Source organism: Propionivibrio dicarboxylicus, assembly GCF_900099695.1.
GTDB lineage: Bacteria > Pseudomonadota > Gammaproteobacteria > Burkholderiales > Rhodocyclaceae > Propionivibrio > Propionivibrio dicarboxylicus.
This window is the reverse complement of sequence record NZ_FNCY01000002.1, coordinates 1-21,083: the sequence shown is the minus strand read 5'-3', so window position 1 is coordinate 21,083 and position 21,083 is coordinate 1. Positions and strand designations below refer to the sequence as shown.

At 61.0% G+C, this 21,083-nt stretch carries 20 protein-coding genes; 6 read left to right on the top strand and 14 right to left on the bottom strand.

Annotated features, from left to right (window positions below):
* Positions 1-107: 107 nt before the first annotated feature.
* The 3 genes from cysS (at position 108) to BLR25_RS03685 (ending at position 3,335) form a co-directional block, all read left to right on the top strand.
* Positions 108-1,493, top strand: a complete 1,386-nt coding sequence (gene cysS, locus BLR25_RS03695) for a cysteine--tRNA ligase (RefSeq protein WP_091933791.1) — start codon at positions 108-110, stop codon at positions 1,491-1,493.
* Between the two features lies 1 nt (position 1,494).
* The gene (locus BLR25_RS03690; RefSeq protein ID WP_091933788.1) at positions 1,495-2,211 is read left to right on the top strand and encodes a Crp/Fnr family transcriptional regulator; all 717 of its coding nucleotides are present in this window, start codon (positions 1,495-1,497) and stop codon (positions 2,209-2,211) included.
* A gap of 140 nt (positions 2,212-2,351) precedes the next feature.
* On the top strand, positions 2,352-3,335 hold the full coding sequence (locus BLR25_RS03685; RefSeq protein WP_091934686.1) for a quinone oxidoreductase family protein: 984 nt from the start codon (positions 2,352-2,354) through the stop codon (positions 3,333-3,335).
* A gap of 115 nt (positions 3,336-3,450) precedes the next feature.
* Here the strand turns inward: BLR25_RS03685 and dnaJ are convergent, their stop codons facing one another.
* From dnaJ to hrcA, 9 genes are all read right to left on the bottom strand, one after another.
* Positions 3,451-4,587: a molecular chaperone DnaJ gene (dnaJ, locus tag BLR25_RS03680; RefSeq protein WP_091933785.1), complete on the bottom strand. Its 1,137-nt coding sequence runs from the start codon at positions 4,585-4,587 to the stop codon at positions 3,451-3,453.
* A 90-nt stretch (positions 4,588-4,677) separates the two neighbouring features.
* Positions 4,678-6,621 carry a molecular chaperone DnaK gene (dnaK, locus tag BLR25_RS03675; RefSeq protein WP_091933782.1) on the bottom strand — a complete coding sequence of 648 codons (1,944 nt, stop codon included), beginning with the start codon at positions 6,619-6,621 and terminating at the stop codon, positions 4,678-4,680.
* A 118-nt stretch (positions 6,622-6,739) separates the two neighbouring features.
* Positions 6,740-7,312, bottom strand: coding sequence for a nucleotide exchange factor GrpE (gene grpE, locus BLR25_RS03670; protein ID WP_091933780.1), 573 nt, complete (start codon positions 7,310-7,312; stop codon positions 6,740-6,742).
* Positions 7,313-7,407: 95 nt separating this feature from the next.
* Positions 7,408-8,478: a hypothetical protein gene (locus tag BLR25_RS03665; protein WP_091933777.1), complete on the bottom strand. Its 1,071-nt coding sequence runs from the start codon at positions 8,476-8,478 to the stop codon at positions 7,408-7,410.
* A gap of 128 nt (positions 8,479-8,606) precedes the next feature.
* Entirely contained in the window at positions 8,607-10,136 is a 1,530-nt protein-coding gene (locus BLR25_RS03660; RefSeq protein ID WP_091933773.1) for a tripartite tricarboxylate transporter permease, read from the bottom strand.
* Positions 10,137-10,147: 11 nt separating this feature from the next.
* Positions 10,148-10,612, bottom strand: coding sequence for a tripartite tricarboxylate transporter TctB family protein (locus BLR25_RS03655; protein WP_091933770.1), 465 nt, complete (start codon positions 10,610-10,612; stop codon positions 10,148-10,150).
* Positions 10,613-10,692: 80 nt separating this feature from the next.
* A complete protein-coding gene (locus BLR25_RS03650) occupies positions 10,693-11,652 on the bottom strand; it encodes a tripartite tricarboxylate transporter substrate binding protein (RefSeq protein ID WP_091934682.1) in 960 nt (319 codons plus the stop codon).
* Positions 11,653-11,926: 274 nt separating this feature from the next.
* Positions 11,927-12,976 carry a ferrochelatase gene (gene hemH, locus BLR25_RS03645; protein WP_091933766.1) on the bottom strand — a complete coding sequence of 350 codons (1,050 nt, stop codon included), beginning with the start codon at positions 12,974-12,976 and terminating at the stop codon, positions 11,927-11,929.
* Entirely contained in the window at positions 12,976-14,004 is a 1,029-nt protein-coding gene (gene hrcA / locus BLR25_RS03640; RefSeq protein WP_091933763.1) for a heat-inducible transcriptional repressor HrcA, read from the bottom strand. The genes hemH and hrcA overlap by 1 nt, the downstream gene beginning before the upstream one ends.
* A gap of 102 nt (positions 14,005-14,106) precedes the next feature.
* Here hrcA and BLR25_RS03635 point away from each other — a divergent pair, with 102 nt between their 5' ends.
* From BLR25_RS03635 to BLR25_RS03625, 3 genes are all read left to right on the top strand, one after another.
* Positions 14,107-15,045: an NAD kinase gene (locus tag BLR25_RS03635; protein WP_091933760.1), complete on the top strand. Its 939-nt coding sequence runs from the start codon at positions 14,107-14,109 to the stop codon at positions 15,043-15,045.
* Positions 15,046-15,047: 2 nt separating this feature from the next.
* Positions 15,048-16,709, top strand: coding sequence for a DNA repair protein RecN (recN, locus tag BLR25_RS03630; protein ID WP_091933757.1), 1,662 nt, complete (start codon positions 15,048-15,050; stop codon positions 16,707-16,709).
* 66 nt (positions 16,710-16,775) lie between these two features.
* On the top strand, positions 16,776-17,564 hold the full coding sequence (locus tag BLR25_RS03625; protein ID WP_091933754.1) for an enoyl-CoA hydratase/isomerase family protein: 789 nt from the start codon (positions 16,776-16,778) through the stop codon (positions 17,562-17,564).
* Between the two features lie 13 nt (positions 17,565-17,577).
* Here BLR25_RS03625 and BLR25_RS03620 read toward each other — a convergent pair whose 3' ends face one another.
* The 5 genes from BLR25_RS03620 to BLR25_RS03600 all read right to left on the bottom strand — a co-directional run.
* Positions 17,578-18,453 carry an HDOD domain-containing protein gene (locus BLR25_RS03620; protein WP_091933749.1) on the bottom strand — a complete coding sequence of 292 codons (876 nt, stop codon included), beginning with the start codon at positions 18,451-18,453 and terminating at the stop codon, positions 17,578-17,580.
* 73 nt (positions 18,454-18,526) lie between these two features.
* On the bottom strand, positions 18,527-19,288 hold the full coding sequence (locus tag BLR25_RS03615) for an ABC transporter permease (RefSeq protein WP_091933745.1): 762 nt from the start codon (positions 19,286-19,288) through the stop codon (positions 18,527-18,529).
* Positions 19,285-20,220: an ABC transporter ATP-binding protein gene (locus tag BLR25_RS03610; RefSeq protein ID WP_091933742.1), complete on the bottom strand. Its 936-nt coding sequence runs from the start codon at positions 20,218-20,220 to the stop codon at positions 19,285-19,287. The genes BLR25_RS03615 and BLR25_RS03610 overlap by 4 nt, the downstream gene beginning before the upstream one ends.
* A gap of 91 nt (positions 20,221-20,311) precedes the next feature.
* The gene (locus BLR25_RS03605; RefSeq protein ID WP_091933738.1) at positions 20,312-20,653 is read right to left on the bottom strand and encodes a c-type cytochrome; all 342 of its coding nucleotides are present in this window, start codon (positions 20,651-20,653) and stop codon (positions 20,312-20,314) included.
* 47 nt (positions 20,654-20,700) lie between these two features.
* The coding region (locus BLR25_RS03600) for a cytochrome b/b6 domain-containing protein (RefSeq protein ID WP_176785740.1) at positions 20,701-21,083 on the bottom strand (383 nt) is incomplete at its 5' end.

Genomic DNA, 21,083 nt, shown 5'->3' with positions numbered 1-21,083 from the left:
GGTATTTAACCGACGAATTCTATCAAGAAGCGCGGCGAAACCAAAATCTTCACGTCGCTTCGTTCTTCTTTCCAGCGCCCTGAGGGCGCCGTTGATCGAGCCCAAAAATGCTGAAAATCTATAATACCCTGTCCAGGGAAAAGCAGGATTTTGTTCCCATCGAGCCGGGAAAGGTTCGCATGTATGTGTGCGGGATGACCGTTTATGACTATTGTCACCTCGGTCATGCGCGCGTCCTCGTGGTATTCGACATGGTCCAGCGCTGGCTGCGGGCGAGCGGTTTCGAGCTGACTTATGTGCGCAACATCACCGACATCGATGACAAAATCATCAAGCGGGCGAACGAGAACGGCGAAACAATCGGGCAACTGACCAATCGCTTCATTGCCTTCATGAACGAGGATTCCGATGCGCTCGGCGTCCAGCGTCCGGACCACGAGCCGCGCGCGACCGAATATGTGCCGCAGATGCTGTCGCTGATCGATTCGCTCGAAACCAATGGCTTGGCCTATCAGGCGCCTGACGGCGACGTCAATTTTGCCGTGCGCAAGTTTCCCGGTTACGGCAAGCTTTCCGGCAAGTCGCTCGACGATCTGCGCGCTGGCGAGCGTGTCGATGTCGATCAAGCCAAGCACGACCCGCTCGATTTCGTTCTCTGGAAACACGCCAAGGAAGGCGAGCCGCATTGGGATTCCCCCTGGGGCAAGGGGCGTCCGGGTTGGCACATCGAGTGCTCGGCGATGAGTTCGCATCTGCTCGGGCAGCGTTTCGACATTCACGGCGGTGGACAGGATCTGCAGTTCCCGCACCACGAAAACGAGATTGCCCAGTCGGAAGGTGCGCATCAATGCCAATTCGTTAACTACTGGATGCATAACGGCTTCGTGCGCGTCGATGACGAGAAAATGTCGAAGTCCCTGGGCAATTTCTTCACGATCCGCGAAGTGCTCAAGAAGTATGACGCCGAAGTCGTCCGTTTCTTCATCCTGCGCGCGCATTACCGGAGTCCGCTCAATTATTCGGACAAGCATCTCGACGATGCGCGGCAGGCGCTGGCGCGGCTTTACACGGCGCTCAAGGCCGTCCAGTCGGCCGAGGTGAGCGTTGACTGGAACGAGGCGCACGCGCTCCGTTTCAAGGCGGCGATGGATGACGATTTCAATACGCCGGAAGCCTGTGCCGTGCTCTTCGATCTGGCCACCGAAGTCAATCGCAGCAAGTCGGCGGCGCTGGCGGGCCAGTTGCGCGCCCTGGGCGGACTCATGGGTTTGCTGAAGCGCGATCCGCAGGTTTTCCTGCAGGCCACGCCGGCCGGTGAAGGCGCCGATGCTGGCGGAATGGAACCGGCACAGATCGATGCGTTGATCGCCGAACGTGTGGCGGCCAAGAAGGCGAAGAATTTTGCCGAGGCCGACCGCATTCGCGGCGCGTTGCTGGCAGCGGGCATCGTTCTCGAGGATACGGCACAGGGGACGACCTGGAGGCGCGCCTGAGATGGAGCCCCTGCGCATTTGTACGGCCTGGCGCGGGCAGGGCGAATGCCTTGCCTGCGATGGTCGCGAGAATGCGTTTTTTGCCGGACTGGCCCCGGACGTGGTGGCCGGCATGCATGTCGATGTGGATAACACAGCGCTGCCCGAGGGCATGACGCTCTATACGCCGCAGTCCGACGCGGAATACGTCTGGGTGTTGCGTACGGGGGCCGTTAAATTGCTGGCGACGGCATGGGATGGCTCGCAGCGTATCGTCCGGGTGCTCAAGGCGGGTGACGTGGCAGGGCTCGAAGCCTTGTTGGCGGGGCGGTTTTCCCATACGGCCGTGCTGTTCGGCGATGTGCATGCCTGTCGCGTGCCGCTGGCGGCGGTTCGGCAACTCTGTTTCGAACATCCCGGATTCCAATGGAATCTGATGCAACGGATGCAAGCCGCCTTGCGTGAGACCGAGCAATGGCTGGTCGATCTGGCCAGTCCCGGCGCAAGTGCGCGGACGCGCATGGCGCGTTTGCTCTTGCGCCTGCGTGATGGCGAAAGTACGCGCATCTACAATTTTTCGCGCGAAGAGCTCGGCTTGATGCTGGGAGTGACCATCGAAACGGCCAGCCGTATCGCCGCGGCGTTCCAGCGCGAGCGCTTGATCGTGCGCCGTGAATCGGGCGGGCGGTTTTTTGCGGCCGATATCGTCGGCCTTGAACGCATCGCGCACGGAAACTGAATTATCGCGCCTTCGTGCGGTCGTAGCTGGCAGTCGTGGTGCATGCGCCGGCGATGTGATTCTTTTTGTTTTATTGCGGCTGGCAAGCCTGCATGCCGCGCCCTAGACTGATCTTTTGATTGGCATAACGGAGATTGAAAGTGACAACAACAGCTCGCCAAGTCATCATCACACAATTCGGCGGTCCGGAAGTCTTGCAACTGACGCAGGTCGAACTGCCGGATCCGCAGCCGAATCAGGTCCGCATTCGGCAAACCGCGATGGGCTTCAACTTCATTGACGTTTATCAGCGCAAGGGAGTTTACCCGCTGCCGCTGCCGACGGGCCTGGGGCATGAGGCGGCCGGCGTGGTCGAGGCGGTGGGCGCCGAGGTGAGCGATTTTGCCGTGGGCGACCGGGTCGCGTACATGCACGCCGGACTTGGTGCCTATACCGATGTCCGCAACGTCGCCGCCGACCGTCTGGTGCGCATTCCCGACGACGTTACCGACGAGCAGGCGGCGTCGCTGATCTTCAAGGGATTGACGGCCCAATATCTGCTGCGCAAGACGCATGCCGTCAAGGCCGGCGAAGTGGTGCTTGTGCATGCGGCGGCGGGCGGTGTCGGACAGATTCTCTGCCGCTGGGCCAAGGCCTTGGGTGCCTTTGTCATCGGCACGGCGGGCTCCCCGGCCAAGTGCGAGACCGCCCGCGCAGCGGGGGCCGACGTGGCGATCGATTATTCGCGCGAGGACTGGACGAAGACCCTGCTGGAGGCGACCGGCGGTCGCAAGGCGAACGTGGTTTACGACTCGGTCGGCAAGGATACCTTTCTCAAGTCGCTCGAGTGTGCCGCGCCCTTCGGACTCGTGGTGCTCTACGGCGCGGCTTCCGGGCCGGCGCCGGCGATCGAGCCGGAACTGCTCAACAAGAAGGGCTGCCTGTTCCTGACGCGCCCGTCGGTGTTCCCGCATAACGCCGATTCGCGCGTGTTCCGCGAGAATGCCGCCGAACTTTTCGCGGCGATCGCCGCGGGTTCGGTCAAGTCCAGTATCGGTGCACGCTTTGCGCTCGCCGATATCGTTGCGGCGCACCGGGCCGCCGAAGCGCGCGCCACCGAGGGCTCGACGCTGATCCTGCCGTAATTCGCCATTGGCCGCGCTGAAGTCTGCGGTCCCCGGAATGAACGAAAGCCCCGCATGCGGGGCTTTCGTGCTTTGATGCATCGATCCGGTGGTGTCTCCCGGCTCTGCGGCAAGATCAGCTGGCGGCGAAGAATTCCTTGACGCGGTCCATCCACGACTTGGCGCGCGGGTTGTGCCGCCCGTCCTGTTCGCGGCTGGTGGCTTCCAGTTCGCGCAGCAGTTCCTTCTGCCGTTCGGTCAGATTGACCGGCGTCTCGACGACGACATGGCAGAGCAGGTCGCCGTGCGTGTTGCTGCGGACGCCCTTGATACCTTTGCTACGCAGGCGGAAGATCTTGCCCGACTGTGTTTCCGGCGGGATCTTGATCTTGGCAACGGTGTCCAGCGTCGGGATCTCGATTTCGCCGCCGAGTGCCGCCGTCGCAAAACTGATCGGCATTTCGCAGTGGAGATCGTTGCCTTCGCGCTGGAAGACGGCGTGCGGCTTGAGGTGGATCTGAACGTAGAGGTCGCCCGACGGACCACCGTTAATGCCGTGTTCGCCTTCGCCCGAGAGCCGGATGCGATCGCCTTCGTCGACCCCCGCCGGGATCTTGACGGCCAGCGTCTTGTGCTGCTTGATGCGACCGGCGCCATGGCAGGCGTTGCACGGGTCGGCGACGAACTTGCCGGTGCCGTGGCACTTCGGACAGCTTTGCTGGATCGAGAAGAAACCCTGTTGCAGGCGAACCTGGCCGCTGCCCTGACAGGTGGGGCAGGTCTTCGGCTGGGTACCCGATTTGGCGCCCGTTCCTTTGCAGGATTCGCAGGCTTCCATCGTCGGGATGCGGATCTTGGTCTCGGTGCCGAAGGCGGCCTGTTCGAGCGTGACCTCGATGTTGTAGCGCAGGTCGGCGCCACGATAGACGTTCGAACGTCCGCCGCGGGCGCCACCGCCGAAGATTTCGTCGAAGATTCCGCCAAAAGCGTCGGAGAATCCGCCCGCGCCGCCAAAACCGCCGAAGCCGCCGCCCATGCCCGCCTGCGGGTCGATCCCGGCGTGGCCGTACTGGTCGTAGGCAGCGCGTTTTTGCGCATCGGAGAGGATTTCGTAGGCTTCCTTCGCTTCCTTGAAGTGCTCTTCCGCCTTGGGATTGTCCGGATTACGGTCCGGATGGTACTTCATGGCCAGCTTGCGGTAGGCCTTCTTGATTTCATCCTCGTTGGCGTCGCGGTTGACGCCGAGAATGTCATATAAATCGCGTTTGGACATGGGGAAACCGTGGGGAATGGGTGATCAGTGTCGCCAGTGTACGGCAGAAAGGGAGCCGGCGTGTCTTCCGGCTCCCTCGTTGTTGCAGCCTTACTTCTTGTCTTTCACCTCGGTGTATTCGGCATCGACCACGTCGCCGTCGTCCTTCTTGGCTTCGCCGCCAGGCGCCGCGCCAGCGCCGCCGGCAGCACCCTGGGCCGCACCGGCTTCAGCTTGCTGCTTGGCGTACACCTTTTCGCCGAGCTTCTGGGCTGCGGTGCCGAGCGCTTCGCTCTTGGCCTTGATGTCATCGAGGTCGTTGCCGCGATGGGCTTCCTCGGCGTCCTTCATGGCCTTCTCGATCGCTGCCTTTTCCTCTTCGGTCAGTTCGCTGCCGTGCTCGGCAAGCGACTTCTTGACCATGTGGATCATCGTGTCGCACTGATTCCGCGCTTCGGCCAGTTCGTGCGCCTTCTTGTCTTCTTCGGCGTGCAACTCGGCGTCCTGCACCATGCGCTGGACTTCTTCCTCGGAAAGACCGCTGGAAGCCTGGATCTTGATCTTGTTTTCCTTGCCGGTCGCCTTGTCCTTCGCCGAGACGTGCAGGATGCCGTTCGCATCGATGTCGAAAGTGACTTCGATCTGCGGCATGCCACGCGGTGCCGGCGGGATGTCGGTCAGGTTGAACTGGCCGAGGCTCTTGTTGCCGCCGGCCATTTCGCGTTCGCCTTGGAGGACATGGATCGTCACGGCCGACTGGTTGTCATCGGCGGTCGAGAAGACTTGCGAGGCCTTGGTCGGGATCGTCGTGTTCTTCTTGATCAGCTTGGTCATGACACCGCCCAGCGTTTCGATGCCGAGCGACAGCGGCGTGACGTCGAGCAGCAGCACGTCCTTGACTTCGCCTTGAAGCACGCCGCCCTGAATCGCAGCGCCAACGGCAACGGCTTCGTCCGGGTTGACGTCACGGCGCGGTTCCTGGCCGAAGTATTCCTTGACCTTGTCCTGCACCTTCGGCATGCGCGTCATGCCGCCGACGAGGATGACGTCGTCGATGTCCGACAGCTTGCAGCCGGCGTCCTTCATGGCGATACGGCACGGCTCGATGGTGCGCTCGATGAGTTCCTCGACCAGCGCTTCGAACTTGGCACGCGTCAACTTGAGCGTCAGGTGCTTCGGGCCGCTGGCGTCGGCGGTGATGTAGGGCAGGTTGATCTCGGTCTGCTGGCTCGACGACAGCTCGATCTTGGCCTTTTCTGCCGCATCCTTGAGGCGCTGCAGGGCGAGCACGTCGGACTTCAGGTTGACGCCGGATTCCTTCTTGAATTCGTCGATGATGTAGTCGATCAGGCGCTGGTCGAAGTCTTCGCCGCCGAGGAAGGTGTCGCCGTTCGTCGACAACACTTCGAACTGGTGCTCGCCGTCGATTTCCGCGATCTCGATGATCGAGATGTCGAAGGTGCCGCCGCCGAGGTCATAGACGGCGATTTTCTTGTCGCCCTGTTTCTTGTCCATGCCAAAGGCAAGCGCGGCCGCGGTCGGCTCGTTGATGATGCGCTTGACTTCGAGGCCGGCAATGCGGCCTGCATCCTTGGTTGCTTGGCGCTGGCTGTCGTTGAAGTAAGCCGGCACGGTGATGACGGCTTCGGTGACTTCTTCGCCGAGATAGTCTTCGGCAGTCTTTTTCATCTTGCGCAGCACTTCAGCCGAAACCTGCGGCGGCGCGATTTTGCTCCCGCGCGCTTCAACCCAGGCGTCGCCATTGTCGGCCTTGAGGATCTTGTAGGGCATCAGGCCGATGTCCTTCTGTACTTCCTTTTCCTCGAAACGGCGGCCGATCAGGCGCTTCACCGCGAACAGCGTGTTGTGCGGGTTGGTGACGGCCTGGCGCTTGGCCGGGGCGCCGCAAAGGATCTCGCCTTCGTCGGCGTAAGCGACGATCGACGGCGTCGTGCGCGCGCCTTCGGAGTTTTCGATGACTTTCGGTTTGCCGCTTTCCATGACGGCGACGCAGGAGTTCGTCGTGCCGAGGTCGATGCCAATAATCTTGCCCATGTCAATTCCTTTCAGTTGGGTGGTCACGGGTGGAAGAGTGGGTGGTGCTTTCCTTCCACGCCACGCGCCCCGCAGTTAATCGATTGCTAGTGCCTATTTGGGGATAAGGGGATACTTTTCAAGCCTTCGCTTTGGCGACGACGACGAGCGCCGGGCGCAGGACGCGTTCCGCCAGCAGGTAGCCTTTTTGCAGCACCGTGACGACGGTGTTCGGCTCCTGGTCTGCCTCGATCATGCTGATGGCCTGGTGGAAATGCGGGTCGAATTTCTCGCCGGTCGGATTGATTTCCTTGATGCTGGCCTTTTCAAAGGCGGCGACGAGCTGCTTGAGCGTCAGTTCGGTGCCCGACTTGAGGCTGTCCACGCTCGGATTTTCGGTGGCGAGGCCGGCTTCAAGGCTGTCCTTGACCGCCAGCAGTTCCTTGGAGAACTTCTCGACGGCGAATTTCGAGGCCTTGGCGATGTCCTCGGCGGCGCGCCGGCGGACGTTCTCGGTCTCGGCTTTGGCACGCAGCCAGGCATCGTGATGCTCGGCAGCTTGCAGTTCGGCCTTGCGAATCATTTCCTCAAGGCTGGGCGTCGATTCGGTCGCAGTTGCCTCGGTCTGAGGTGCTTCGGTCGAAGCCGTGTCGGGTTTGACGGAAAGAGCTTCCGGGGTCGCTTCGTTGTTGGGGGTGTCGTGCGCTTGCATAGTGTCTGATCTCCAGAAAACCGCACTCATATGAGGGCGGCTTTCCGGGTTTCAAGAGCGCAAGCGAAAAAATTACGGGTTGCGCAGCGTCGGCTTCAGACCGTCAGATCGACCTGCTGGATCGTTCCGACGCTTCCGTTCTCATTGAGGAAAACGCCGGACGACACGATCTGACCGAGGAGTTCGTTGTTGGCGTCCTTCAACGCAAACGGTGTCGCGGTGTTGGCCAGGTTCAAGGCGCCGACCCCTGCCTGCTTGAGTGTGCCCAACTGGTCGTTGCCGTTCGCGTCCTTTGTCCATACGCGCAGTTGTTCGTAGGCCGGGTCATTTTCGTCAATCCAGCCGTTATGGTCGGCGTCGAGGATCGCCAGATCGGCAAACCCCTTGCCTGATTGCGCGCCAAACAGTTCGCTACCATTGTTGATGACGCCGTCGCCGTTGCGATCGATGGCGAGGAAGCCGCTTCCGGGCCCGGCAAAATTGATGCTTTCGTTCTGGCCGTCGGCGTTGAGGTCGAACTGGAAGCGCTGGCTGCTCAACTGGGCGGCGGTACCGGCGAAATTGAGGACGAGCGGGTCCTGTGTGCGGGCGGCATTGCCGATCTGAATATGCGTACTCGATTCTTCGTGGTAAACCCGCGACATGTCGAGCGAGAGGGAGAACTGGAGTGTCTGCCCGTCGGCGGTGCGAATACTGCCGCTGGCATTGAAACTCGTCTGTTCGACCTCGGTATAGGATTCGGTGCGCGTGTAGTCCAGGCTGATCGCCGGTGCAGATGGCGATGGCGAACTCACCTGGCTTGTTGTCGGCGTCGTTGTGTCGGTGCTGGAAGCGGCGGAGCCTTGAGCGAGCGAACTGGCATCGAAGACCTTGGCTTCATGGCCCGTCAGCAGCGCGATGATTGCCCGTAACAACTGCAGCATCGGGTCGCGCTCGGCCGCATCGAGACCTTGCCTGACGGCATTCGTTTCGCTCGATTGTCTTGCGCTGCCGGCGCTGGAGATGGCGACCAACGAAGAGGTGAGTGGCGCTGCCGAAGTTCCGGCGGTGTTTGCCGTCGCCCCCGTGTTCTGGCTCACCCGGATGTCCAGGTTCTCCTGTAGCGCCCAGCTTTGTTGCGACGCGTGTTGCGCGTCAAGCGACAGCGATCCGCTGGCGATTCTCATGGCCGTCTCCTCGTTTTCCGTAAGGGGCTTTACACGGATTAACGGGCGAAGATGCCGGAGACTTGAGGCGGTTCTGTGCGAAGGGGATGAAACGCTGGCCGGAAGCGGTTTCCGGCCAGCTGTTCGGCTTACTCTTGGGTGACTTCGTTGAACAGTTTTTCCTGTTCGGCAAGCTTGGCTTCGACCTTTTGGTGGCCGCGGATGGCCATGACGAGCGAGATGACGGCCAGGACCATCAGCGTGACCGCGATCGGTCGACTGAATAGAATGCTGAAGTCGCCGCCGGAAATGACCAGCGCGCGCCTCAAGTTCGACTCAGCCATTGGGCCCAGGATCAACGCCAGCAAAATCGGCGACAGCGGATAGTCATAACGCATCATGACATAGCCGAGGATGCCGAAGAACAGCGTGCAATAGACGTCGAAGACATTGGCACGCATGGCGAACGCGCCGACGCAGGAGAGCACGAAGATCGCCGGTGTCAGGATGGCGCGGTCGACCATGATGACGCGGGCAAAGAGCTGGATGCCGGCCATGCCGATGAACTGCATGGCGAACTGCGCGAGCATCATCGAGGCAAAGATCTGGTAGACGAGATCGATATGCTCCTTGTACAGCATCGGTCCCGGCTGCAAGCCCTGGATGACGAAGGCGCCGAGCAGGACGGCCGTAACGGCGTCGCCAGGAACGCCGAGCGATAGCAATGGAATCATCGCCCCGCCCGAACAGGAGTTGTTCGCGCATTCGGAGGCTGCCAATCCCTCGATTTCCCCGTGGCCGTAACGTTCCGGGTTTTTCGAGGCACGCTTGGCTTCGCCATAGGAAATGAAAGCTGCGATGTCGCCGCCGGCGCCCGGAATCGCGCCGATGACTGTGCCGATGATGCTCGACCGGCACAACTCCTTGAAGCAGTACTTGATGTCGGCCCAGCTCGGCAGGTACTGGTCGAGCTTTGCCATGATCTGCTGGGCGCCACCGATCTTCTGCACTTCGTTGAAGACTTCCGAGACCGCAAAGAGGCCGATCAGCGTCGGGATAAAAGGCGGGCCTTCCATCATCTCGACGATGCCGAAGGTATAGCGTGGATAGCCGGAGATGGGGTCGAACCCGGTGGTGCAGATGAGGAGTCCGAAGAACGCCGACATCATGCCCTTGATCAGCGAGCGTCCCGAGATCGAGATGATGACCGAGAGGCCGAAGATGGCGAGGCCGAAATACTCGACGGGGCCGAACTCAAGGGCCACGCTCGAAATGAATGGCGAGGCGAAGGTCATGATCAGCGCGCCGACGACGCCGCCGAAGAACGAGGCGAAGAGCGCCATCGCCATGGCCCGGCCGGCTTCGCCGCGCTTTGCCATCGGATAGCCTTCGAGCACGGTGGCAGCCGCGGCGGGCGTGCCCGGTGTGCGGATCAGGATCGCCGAAATGGCGCCGCCGTACATGGCGCCGCAATAAATGCCCATCAGCATCGACAGGCTTTCGAGCGGCGCCCGGCCAAAAGTCAGCGGCACCAGAAGCGCAACGCCCATGGTGGCGGTAAGTCCCGGCAGTGCGCCGATGACGATGCCAGCAACTGTGCCGACGCAGATCATGAACAGGATACTCGGCGTGAAGACCGCCGCGTAGCTGGTGAACATCAATTCCCAGTTGAATTCCATAATATTTCCTGTTACAGGATATCGATGAGCAAACCCGCCGGCATCGACAGGTTGAGCACTTTTTCGAAGATCAGCCAGATCGACAGCGTTATCAGCGGCGGAACGACGATCATCAGCATGGGCTTGCGGTTGCCCATCACCCACATCATGCAGGCAAGAAAGACGATGGCGGTCGGAATGAAACCGATCGGGTCGAGCGCGATGCAGAAGACGATCGCGGCAACCAGCGTGATCAGTCCGCGCTGCACGCCTTTGTCCGAAAGCTTGAGCGGCGTGACTTCGCCCTTGCTCTTGCCGCGCAGAGCATTGACGATCAGCACGAGGCTGAAAATGATCAGGAGCGAGGCGAGGATGGTCGGGAAGAAGCTCGGGCCGATTTTCATGACCACGTCTTCAGGCATGTTGCTGCCTTCCCAGATGGCGTAGAGACCGATCAGAATACCGATCAGACCGCCAATGATGTCTGCTTTTTTCATGTCAGGAGTACTTCCTTGAGCGCCTGCAAGCGATACAAAAAAGGCGGCCAGACATCGGCCGCCCTGTTTGGTGCGATGTTCTACTTCTTGGCGAGGCCGAGGTTCTTCATGACGGCCGAGACATCCTTGAAGTTCTGGTCGAGGAACTTGGCGAACTCGGCGCTATCCTGATACGACAGGTTGAGCGAGGCCTTGGCGGCGAATTCCTGGAAGTCCTTCGTTTCGAAAGCCTTCTTGTAGGCGTCGAGGATCTTTGCCTTGTTGGCGGCCGGGACGCCCTTCGGCAGGGCAAGGCCGCGCCAGGTGTAGAACTGGACGTCGACACCCTGTTCCTTGAAGGTCGGCACATCGGGGAAGATCTTGTCGCGCTCGGACGACATGACGCCGAGGATCTTCAGGTTCTTCGCCTGAACCTGGCTGCGCACTTCGGCGACCGATACCGCGACTGCCTTGATGTGACCGCCGACGAGCGCGGTGACTGCGGGTTGCGCGCCGTCGAAGGGAACGTGCTTGACCGTGACGCCGGTCTTTTCGGCGGCGAGGCCGGCGGCGATGTGCCAGACCGATCCCGGCGCCGAGTTGCCGATGGTGATTTCGCCCGGATGTGCCTTGGCGTAGTCCATGAAGCCGCGAACGGTGCTGTAGGGCGCGTCGGCCTTGACGGTCAGCGCGGCCGGGTCGGAGTTGATCCGCATCAGCGGGTCGAAGTCCTTCCAGGTGAACGGAACGAGACCTTGCGGCGGCAGCGAGTTGAGCTCGAAGGTGATCATGCCGACGGTGTAGCCGTCCGGACGCGCGGTGCGAATGGCATTGTGGCCGATGGCGCCGGCGCCACCGGTCTGGTTGACGACGTTGATCGTCTGGCCGAGGAACTTCTCGGCTTCCTTCGACAGCGCGCGCAAGAGCACGTCAGTGCCGCCGCCGGCTGTCCACGGGCAGATGACGGTGACCGGCTTTTCGGGGAAGGCGGCAAAGGCCGGAGCGGCAAAGAGGCCGGCAGTCAAAACCAAAGCGGACGCGAGCAGGGTTCTGCGTTTCATGTTCATGACTCCTCGTTTATGTGAATGTTATTGGTGTGCAGTGCGCGTTCAGAGCGGCAGGCACTGCCTTGAACTCTATGCTTGGGAGACTTGTCCGTCAATGGGTTTTAGGTCAGGTTGTCAGGCCACGTCAGGCATAGTGCCGATTTGCGACTGAGTAGTTCTACCTAATCTCGAAAAGGGGGTGCGTGCTGAAAACGAGGCGATTTTCTCGACGTGCTGAGGCGTTGAAATGTAACGCCGCGATTTCGCAGAAGTCCCCTTGCCGCCTTCTTCAGGTTTTGTCGGAGACGAGCGGCCATCCCTGCAGGTGGCGGATGGCAATGTCGGCAAGCGCCTGGATCCATTCCTGGCTGTCGTTGAGACAGGGAATGTAATGGAACGCTTTTCCTCCGGATTCTAGGAAGGTCGCTTTTCCTTCGATGGCGATTTCTTCGAGCGTTTCCAGGCAGTCGGATGTGAATCCGGGGCAGATGACGTCAACGCGCTGCAGCCCCGACTTGCCGAATGTCGCGAGTGTTTCCGCGGTGTAGGGCTGAAGCCATTGCGCGCGCCCAAAACGGGATTGGAATGTGACCTGCATCTGATCCGGCGTCAGGCCGAGCGCGGCGGCGAGCTTGGCGCCGGTCTGCAAGCATTCCTGAGCATACGGGTCGCCCTGGTCGACCGTCGCGCGCGGGATGCCGTGAAAGCTCATCAGCAGTCGGTACGAGTCGCCGGGTGGGCCGACTTTGGTCCAGTGGGCGCGGACGCGTGCCGCCAAGGCGGCGATGTAGCCGGGGTCGTCGGCGAAGCTGCGGATCGTTCGGAATTCCGGTTGGTTGCGCGTTTCCGTCGCCCAGGCAAAAGCCGCATCGAACACCGTTGCCGTTGTGCTGCCGGCATATTGGGGATAGAGCGGAAGCAACAGGATGCGCTGGTAGCCATCGGCTTTCAGTCGTGAAAGGACCGATGCGATCGACGGTTGTCCGTACCGCATTGCGACGTCGATCCGGACGTTCAGACCGGCGTCGTTCATGGCGATCTGGAGTTGCTCTGCCTGGCGTTCCGTATTGACTCTTAGCGGCGAGCCTTCCGGCGTCCAGATCGACGCGTATTTCTTGGCCGATTGCTTCGGTCGGACGTTGAGGATGATGCCGTTGAGAATCAGCCACCAGAGCGCGCGCGGAAGTTCGACGACGCGCGGATCACCGAGGAATTCCTTGAGATAACGGCGTACTGCCGGCGCCGTCGGCGCGTCGGGCGTACCCAGATTGATCAGCAGGCAGGCGGTGCCGCCCGGAACGTCGGGCCGTACTTTCGGTTCGGGAAGATAGCGCGGCATCAGGAATTCGACTGGAATGTGAGCGCCGAAGACAGCAGCTTGGCGGTGATGTCGACGATCGGAATGACGCGCTCATAGGCCATGCGGGTTGGGCCGATGACGCCGACAGAACCGACGATCTGTCCGTCGACTGCGTAGGGGGCGGCGATGACACTGCACTCGTCGAGTGGCGCCAGTCCCGATTCGCCGCCGATGAAGATCTGGATGCCGTCGGCGCGGTGTGACATGTCGAGCAGTTGCATCATGGCCGTGCGCTGCTCGAAAAGATCGAAAAGTTCGCGCAGCCGCTTCATGTTCGACGACAACTCCTCGATCTCGAGCAGGTTGCGCTCCCCGGAAATGACGTACTGGCTGTCTGCCTGATGCAATGCATCGTCGCCGGCCGCGAGCGCGGCCGCCATCAGGGCCTGTAGGTCGCCGCGCAGTTTGAGCAGGTCTTCCTTGACGCGTTGACGGATGTGGTCGAAGTCTTGTCCAGCGAAATACTGGTTGAGATAGTTCGTGGCGGTGACGAGTTCGGCCGGCGAATAAGGGCGTTCGGCGAAGAGAATCCGGTTCTGGACGTCGCCGTCGGTGGTGACGAGAATCAGCAGAATCCGCTTTTCCGACAGGCTGACGAATTCGATCTGCCGTATTTTCGGAGCCTTGCGGCGTTGCGTCAGCACCACACCGGCGAAATGGGTCAGTTCCGAGATGAGATTCGAGGCGCTACTGATGAGTTGTTGCGGCTGGGAAGGATGCAACTGGTCTTCGATCGCGTGGATCTTGTCGGAGTCGAGCGGTTGCATCGTCAGCAGGCGGTCGACGAAGAAACGGTAGCCTCGAGGCGTCGGCACACGCCCGGCTGAAGTATGCGGACTGGCGATGAAGCCCAGGTCCTCGAGGTCTGCCATGACATTGCGGACGGTCGCCGCCGACAGGTCGAGTCCGGAGTACTTCGAGAGTACGCGCGATCCGACCGGCTGTCCGTCGGCGATGTAACGTTCGATCAGGGTCTTGAGCAGGGTTTGGGCGCGGTCGTCGAGCATGGGAGGGATTCTACAAAAAAATCGGTGGAAATGACGGATAAAAAAGCATTGGCATTTCCGTGATGAGGACGCAATACCGGCGTTTGTGGTTTAATTCCGTCCATGGAAGAAGCTCACCCGACACACTACCGATTCGACCCGAAAACGGTTGCTCTGATCGGAAAATACCAAAGCCGCGAGATTTCCGAATCCCTGTCCTTGCTGGCCCGCGAGTTGGAACGTCGCGGTCTGACGGTGATCGTCGAGAAGTCGACTGCGGACAGCGCGTCGTCGCCCGAATTTGACCGCTGGGAGCGTTGTGATTTCGCCGGGATCGGTCAGCGTGCCGATGTGGCCATCGTGCTCGGCGGCGACGGCACCATGCTGAATGCGGCACGGCAGTTGGCACATTATTGCGTGCCGCTGGTCGGCGTTAACCAGGGTCGGCTCGGCTTCATGACCGACATCGCGCGCAGCGACATGCTCGCCGCCATGGATGATCTGCTGGCCGGAAAATTCAAACCGGAAACGCGTCTCTTGCTCGAAGCCGAGGTCTTCCGCGGCGGCGAGAAAGTCGCGTCCAGCCTGGCGCTCAATGAGGTCGTCGTCGACAAGGGGCCGATCGGCCGTCTGATCGAGTTCCAGTTGTACATTGACAATGAATTCGTCTTCACCCTGCGATCCGACGGTCTGATCGTCTCGACACCGACCGGCTCGACCGCCTATGCCCTGTCGGCGAACGGTCCGATTCAGCATCCGCAGGTGTCCGGCATCGCGCTGGTGCCCTTGTGTCCGCATTCGCTGACCAATCGTCCGATTCTCGTCAGCGACCGCAACGAAATCGAGATCCGCATCCGCCAGGCGATCGATTCCCGTGCCCACTTCGATGGGCAGGTGACCTTCGATCTGCGTACCGAGGACGTGGTCCGCATTCGTCGTTCCAAATTTTCGATCTGCCTGCTGCATCCGCCGGGCTACAGTTATTTCGCGATGCTTCGCGAAAAACTCCACTGGAGCGAATTGCCGCAGATTCTCAAGCACGGCGACCAAGGGGACGACTGACGATGTTGCTGCGCCTGACGATCCGCGATTTTGTCCTTGTCGATCGGCTTGAACTGGATTTTCAGCGGGGTTTCGGCGCCCTGACCGGGGAAACCGGGGCGGGCAAGTCGATTCTCGTCGATGCGCTGGCCTTCGTCCTCGGCGAACGCGCCGACACCGGCTGGATTCGGGCCGGGGCAGAGCGTGCCGAGGTCAGTGCCGAGTTCGAGGTGGCCGATTCCTCGGCGGTCATTGCCTGGTTGCGTGAGCTTGACCTCGAATGCGACGACGGCGTCCTGATCCTGCGTCGGGTTGTCGATACGAACGGGCGTTCGCGCGCCTATCTCTGTGGTTCGCCGGTGACGGTCCAGCAGTTGCGCGAGGTTGCCGAGGCGCTGGTCGATATTCATGGACAGCATGCGCACCAGTCGTTATTGCGCCGGGAGGTGCAGCGCAGCCTGCTCGATGAGCATGCCGGCTTGATGCCGCTGGCGGAGGAGGTCGCTACGGCATGGCGTCAGTGGCGGGAAGCGCAGAGCCAGCTCGACGCGGCATCGGCCGGGGCGGACGCGATCATCCAGGAGCGCGAGCAGCTTGAGTGGCAATGCCGGGAATTGTCGGCCCTCGGCGTTTCGGCAGATGAATGGGATGGATTGAACGTCGAGCACAAACGGCTCGCACATGCGGCCAGCCTGGCCGACGGGGCGCGCTTCGCGTTGGGAATCCTGTCCGAGGAGGAAGGCGCCTGCGAAGGACAAATCGACGCGGTCGTTCGTCGCCTCGACGATCTACTTGCCTACGACGCCGGTCTTGGAGAGATCGCTGCGCAGGTGGCCTCGGCGCAGACAGAACTTGCTGAAGCGGTGTCGGCCTTGCGTCGCTATGCCGACCGGATGGATCTGGACCCGCAGCGCTTGGGCGAGGTCGAACGCCGGATCGAAGCGGTGCTCTCCTGCGCGCGCAAGTTTCGCGTCGCGCCAGAGGCTTTGCCGGCCTTGCTCGATCGTTGGCAGGCGCGCCTGTCGGCACTCGGCGAGGCGGCCGATGTGGAGTTGCTCGCCGCACGTGTCGCCTCTGCGCACAAGCAGTACGACGCGGTTGCGACGCGCTTGTCTAAGTCGCGTCTAAAAGCGGCAAAGGAACTCGGCGACGCGGTCAGTCGTGTCATGCAGCAATTGGCACTCGGCGGAGGCCGGTTTGAGGTCGGGCTGGTACCGGTCGAGGGGGGCGCGTCGAGCGGACTCGAGCAGGTCGAATTCCGGATCGCCGGTCTTGCCGGCAGTGAAGCGCGGCCCTTGGCAAAAGTGGCCTCGGGCGGCGAGTTGTCGCGTATCAGTCTGGCGATACAGGTGGTGACGGCCAAGGCGGCGAGCGTTCCGACCCTGGTGTTCGACGAGGTCGATGTCGGTATCGGCGGCGGCGTCGCCGAGGTCGTCGGTCGGCTGCTGCGTGAATTGGGGCAGGAGCGACAGGTGTTGTGCGTGACGCATTTGCCGCAGGTGGCAGCGCGGGCGAACTGGCAATGGCAAGTGGCGAAGTCGGCTCAGGATGGTGTCATTCGCAGCCGTGTCGAAACGCTGGAAGCGTCGGCACGGGTCGAGGAAATCGCCCGCATGCTGGGCGGCGTTGAAATTACCGAGATCACGCGCCGGCACGCACGAGAAATGCTCGGCGGCGGCGAATAAGGCTGCCGACCCATTGCCCGCTGGCGCCTTACTGCGATCAACCCAGGCTATTGAGGAGAGTGTTCCGTGAATTACCAAAATTTCGATTATTGCGTCGACGCACAGATTGCCCGCATCACGATTTCCCGAGAGAAAGCCTTCAATTCGATCGACCTGGAGAGCGCCCGGGAACTGTGCGATATCGTCAATCGTTGCGGTTCCGATCGTTCCGTGCGTGCGGTGATCATCACCGGTGCCGGTAGCAAGGCTTTCTGCGCCGGCGGCGACGTGGCCTCGTTCGCCGCACAGCCGGAAACAGTCGATCTGCTGATCAAGGAAATCACCGGTTATCTGCATCAGGCGATTTCACGGCTGGCGTGGATGGATGCGCCGGTCATCGCCGCAGTGAATGGGGTGGCCGCCGGTGCGGGGCTGAGCCTTGCCGCCGCCTGCGATCTCGCCATCGCTGCCGATACGGCGGTCTTTACCAGCGCCTACACGCAGATCGGGCTGACTCCTGACGGCAGCGCCACTTACTATTTGCCGCGCCTGATCGGACGTCGCCGGGCGATGGAATTGTTCCTGACCAACCGTGTGCTGAAGGCGCCAGAAGCGCTCGAGTGGGGTTTGGTCAATCGGGTCGTTCCGGCGGCTGAATTGAGCGAATCGGTGGATGCCCTGGCCATGCAGTTGGCGCGCGGCGCGACGCGCGCCATGGGCGGCGTCAAAAAATTGCTGCTGCTGTCGGCAAACGACTCGCTGGAGTCCCAGATGGAGCGGGAAACGCGGCAGATCGCCGAGTTGAGTCGTTCGGCGGACGGGTTGGAAGGCGTGAAAGCCTTCGTCGAGAAGCGTAAACCGGCGTTCGGCGGCTAAACGAAACGCGAATTCAGACCGGTGGCGTTTCGCCGCCGGTCTCGGCTGGCGTCATGAAACGCGGGCGGAAGTCTTCGGGGACGTCCAGTCGCTTGAGCAGCGTCTCGCGGTCGAGCCGCATGAGTTTTTCGATGCCGGCAAAGTCTTCGTGAAGTCCCTGGTTTTCCCAGCCGTTGACCGAGTGGCGCGCCAGATTGACGGCCAAAGTGACGTTCTGAACGCGCGGGATGTGCGCGTTGTTGTCGTCCATCAGCGTCCTGAGCAGATTTGGCAGATGCCAGACGTCGCAGAGCGCGAGCAGCATGTCGACGAGGCGGATGCCGAGCACTTTTTCTTGTGCCATGGCGCTGCGCAACTTGGGATCGGCTTGCTGCTGGTCACGGATGGCCATCGCCAGTTTTGGCGCGAAACACCACAGCAGGGTTTCCGGCAGGTCGTGCAGGAGGGCTGCGAGTGTGACCTCGTCAATGTTCATGTCATGACGGTCGAAAGCCCAGTCGTGCGCGTAGCGTGATGCGCGCTGGGCGCGCCGGATGACCTGGAGAACGCCGAGCAGCGCTTGCGGTTCGGCACGCAGCATGGTTTCGATCGTCGGTGGCGTACCGATGTTGGCGAAAAACGGATAAACGCCCTGCATCATGATGGCATTACCGATGTTGGTGATGTCGGAATGCAGTCGCTTGCTGCTCAAAGGCTGAATGTAGGAGAGGACGCGGACGGCCATCAAGGGGTCTTGCAAGACGATGGTTGCGATGTCGCGTCCATTGAGCTTGTCGATATCGACTTGCGCTTCTTCGAGGCGACGTCCAGTCTGCCGAAGAATCGGCAATTCGGCTTCGCTGAAAAAAGCGATCCAGGCATCGAGATCCGGCAGTGGCTGGTCAAGCATCTCCAAGACTCCGAAGTAAGAGCGAATGTCTGGCATTCTCCCATAAAGGCGGGCCTGCCGGCTATCGCCAGTCTCACTGCTTGAGTCGGTAACCGGTCTTGAAAATCCAGGCGAGGATGGCGAGACAGATGGCGAGGAAAGCGCCGGTGACGAGGAGACTGATCGAGAGCGGTACGTCGGCGATGTCGTAGAAGCTCCAGCGGAAGCCGCTGATCAGGTAAACCACTGGATTGAACAGCGAGACCGTCTGCCAGAAGGGCGGCAGCATTTGGACAGAATAGAAAGTGCCGCCGAGAAAGGTGAGCGGAGTGACGATCAGTAGTGGAACGAGTTGGAGCTTTTCAAAGTTGTCGGCCCAGATGCCGATGATGAAGCCGAGCAGGCTGAATGTCGTTGCCGTCAGCAGCATGAACAGCACCATCCAGACCGGGTGGGCGATATGCAGTGGGACGAAGATGCTGGCGGTCAGCAAAATGATGGTAGCCAGCAGGATCGACTTGGAAACGGCGGCCGCCGTATAGCTGAGGACGATTTCCATGTACGACAGCGGTGCTGACAGCAATTCGTAGATGGTGCCGGTAAAGCGCGGGAAATAGATGGCGAACGAGGCGTTCGAGACGCTTTGCGTCAGGAGCGACATCATGACGAGGCCAGGCACGATGAAGGCGCCGTAGTGGATACCGTCGACCTCGGTGATGCGCGAGCCGATGGCGGAACCGAAAACGACGAAATAGAGCGACGTCGAGATGACCGGCGAGAAGACGCTCTGGAAGAGGGTCCGCCAGGTACGAGCCATCTGGTAGCGGTAGATGGTGAGAAAAGCGATGGGATTCATGGCGCAGCATCCTCGTGCACGAGGCTGACGAAGATGTCTTCGAGCGAGCGTTGCGAAGTGTTGAGGTCGTGAAAGGCGATGCCGAGCCGGTTCAGGGTGTCGAGCAGCGCGGCGATCATGCCGCGTTCGCTTTGACTGTCGTAGGTGTAGGTCAATACGTTGCCGTCCGGCGAGAGTTCGAGTCCATAGCCGGCCAAGCTCGGCGGAATCGCTGTCATCGGCTCGGCCAGTTGCAATGACAGTCGCTTCATGCCGAGTTTGCGCATCAACTCGACCTTGTCTTCGACGAGGATCAGTTCGCCCTTGCGGATGACGCCGATGCGATCGGCCATCTCCTCGGCTTCCTCGATGTAATGCGTCGTCAGGATGATCGTGACACCGGCATTGCGCAAATCGCGCACGAGTTGCCACATGTCGCGCCGCAGGGCGACGTCCACGCCGGCGGTCGGTTCGTCGAGAAACAGGACGTGCGGTTGGTGCGAGAGCGCCTTGGCGATCAGCACACGCCGTTTCATGCCGCCCGAAAGCGTGACGATCTGGCTGTCCTTCTTTTCCCAGAGCGACAGGTCGCGCAACAGTTTTTCAAGATAGGCCGGGTCGGGGCGTTTGCCGAACAGCCCGCGCGTGTAGCAGACGGTCGCCCAGACCGTCTCGAAAGCGTCCGTGGTAAGTTCCTGCGGCACCAGGCCGATCATCGCGCGCGCCTGCTTGTAGCGGGTGATGATGTCGAAACCGCCGACGCTGACGCTGCCCACGGTGGGGCGCACGATGCCGCAGATCAGGTTGATCAGCGTCGTCTTTCCTGCGCCGTTGGGGCCGAGCAAGGCGAAGAGTTCGCCCTGGCGGATGTCGAGATGGATATTGCGCAGCGCCTCGAAGCCCTTGGGGTAGGTCTTGGAAAGGCCGCTAATGGAAATGATGTTGTGTGTCATGACCGCAGGCTCTGCGTGCTGTTAGGGTGTGTTCTCAACTAACTGCTGGATTGAGACGCGCCCTAGGCACGCAGAGGTGTTGTTGCGGGGTTTATTTGAGGGAGAGGATCCACTGGATCATGTTGGAGAGTTCGGCCTTGTCCTTGGTTTTGACGATTTTGTGTTCGTCTTCGGAGCCGTCCTCGAGTTTGACTTTAGCGCCGGAGGTGATCTGGGTCATGATTTTGGCTTCGGCGTCGGGCTTGCCGGCGAATTTTTTGGCGATGCCCTTGAGGGATTCGGCATCTTTTTTCTTGTCGATGGCATGGCACTTGAGACAGCCTTCCTTCTTGGCCAGGGCTTCGCCTGCGGCGGCGTCGGCGGCATGGGAGAGGGGCGAGAAGGCGATGGCGGCGGCGAAGCCGAGGGAGGAGATGATGAGGGAGGTTTTCATGGGAGGACTCCGGGGATCGATGAGGGGTTGAAGGAAGGCGGCAAGGACTAGTGTTCGTGCCAACCGGTGAACATCATCTTGAACATCTGGCCGACGGTTTTGCCGGTGGTGCCGAGATAGATGTGGGAAAGCATGAAGAGGAGGATAGCGACGGCGGCGAGGTAATGGAGCATGGCGACGGGGAGAAGGCCGTCGAAGCCGAAGAGGCTGTCCGGGGCGAACTCGGGATAGAGATAGATGAGTCCGGTGATGAGGATGAGCGGCATGAGCAGGTACATGACCTTCCAGTAGGTGATGGCCTGGAGGGCATTGAAGTGCTCGGCGGGAGAGGGCTCGTGTGGATGGGGCTCGTCGCGGAAGATGCCGATGGCGTACCAGCGGGCCTGGACGATGATGCGCTGGAGAATGCCGGGAGGTTTCGGCACGAACT

Bases quoted from the DNA above. Each gene is read 5' to 3' on its own strand.
- cysS (WP_091933791.1), top strand. From the start codon at position 108: ATGCTGAAAATCTATAATACCCTGTCCAGGGAAAAGCAGGATTTTGTT.
- BLR25_RS03690 (WP_091933788.1), top strand. From the start codon at position 1,495: ATGGAGCCCCTGCGCATTTGTACGGCCTGGCGCGGGCAGGGCGAATGC.
- dnaJ (WP_091933785.1), bottom strand. From the start codon at position 4,587: ATGTCCAAACGCGATTTATATGACATTCTCGGCGTCAACCGCGACGCC.
- dnaK (WP_091933782.1), bottom strand. From the start codon at position 6,621: ATGGGCAAGATTATTGGCATCGACCTCGGCACGACGAACTCCTGCGTC.
- grpE (WP_091933780.1), bottom strand. From the start codon at position 7,312: ATGCAAGCGCACGACACCCCCAACAACGAAGCGACCCCGGAAGCTCTT.
- BLR25_RS03665 (WP_091933777.1), bottom strand. From the start codon at position 8,478: ATGAGAATCGCCAGCGGATCGCTGTCGCTTGACGCGCAACACGCGTCG.
- BLR25_RS03660 (WP_091933773.1), bottom strand. From the start codon at position 10,136: ATGGAATTCAACTGGGAATTGATGTTCACCAGCTACGCGGCGGTCTTC.
- BLR25_RS03655 (WP_091933770.1), bottom strand. From the start codon at position 10,612: ATGAAAAAAGCAGACATCATTGGCGGTCTGATCGGTATTCTGATCGGT.
- BLR25_RS03650 (WP_091934682.1), bottom strand. From the start codon at position 11,652: ATGAAACGCAGAACCCTGCTCGCGTCCGCTTTGGTTTTGACTGCCGGC.
- hemH (WP_091933766.1), bottom strand. From the start codon at position 12,976: ATGCCGCGCTATCTTCCCGAACCGAAAGTACGGCCCGACGTTCCGGGC.
- hrcA (WP_091933763.1), bottom strand. From the start codon at position 14,004: ATGCTCGACGACCGCGCCCAAACCCTGCTCAAGACCCTGATCGAACGT.
- BLR25_RS03635 (WP_091933760.1), top strand. From the start codon at position 14,107: ATGGAAGAAGCTCACCCGACACACTACCGATTCGACCCGAAAACGGTT.
- recN (WP_091933757.1), top strand. From the start codon at position 15,048: ATGTTGCTGCGCCTGACGATCCGCGATTTTGTCCTTGTCGATCGGCTT.
- BLR25_RS03620 (WP_091933749.1), bottom strand. From the start codon at position 18,453: ATGCTTGACCAGCCACTGCCGGATCTCGATGCCTGGATCGCTTTTTTC.
- BLR25_RS03615 (WP_091933745.1), bottom strand. From the start codon at position 19,288: ATGAATCCCATCGCTTTTCTCACCATCTACCGCTACCAGATGGCTCGT.
- BLR25_RS03610 (WP_091933742.1), bottom strand. From the start codon at position 20,220: ATGACACACAACATCATTTCCATTAGCGGCCTTTCCAAGACCTACCCC.
- BLR25_RS03605 (WP_091933738.1), bottom strand. From the start codon at position 20,653: ATGAAAACCTCCCTCATCATCTCCTCCCTCGGCTTCGCCGCCGCCATC.